This is a genomic window from Flavobacterium sp. ASW18X (assembly GCF_005144745.1).
GTDB lineage: Bacteria > Bacteroidota > Bacteroidia > Flavobacteriales > Flavobacteriaceae > Croceivirga.
Map to the genome: position 1 here is coordinate 1 of NZ_SWKK01000031.1, position 333 is coordinate 333.

Here is a 333-nt window from a genome sequence, read left to right on the forward strand (position 1 = left end):
CGGCGGATGTTACCGATGTAGCGGGTAATCCAGCTACCGATAACGACCCGATTACTTTAGATAATACCGTACCTACTATCGATATTACCACCCCTATCGAGGGTGATAACATCGTAAATGCTGCCGAAGATGGCGATGTAACCATCTCGGGTACTACTACAGCTATAGAAGATGGCCAAGTAGTAACGGTAACTTTTGATGATGGCGTGAATCCTCCAGTAACTACTACCGCTACTGTTTCGGGTAATGCGTGGACGGCTACTGATGCGGATATTTCTGGATTGGACAATGGAACTATCACCGTAACTGCGGATGTTACGGATGTAGCGGGCA

The 333-nt window shown here is 47.4% G+C and carries 1 protein-coding gene; it reads left to right on the forward strand.

Annotation, left to right across the window (positions count from 1 at the left end; genetic code table 11):
- On the forward strand, positions 1-333 hold a 333-nt coding region (locus FBT53_RS15580; RefSeq protein WP_136952120.1), incomplete at both ends, for a hypothetical protein.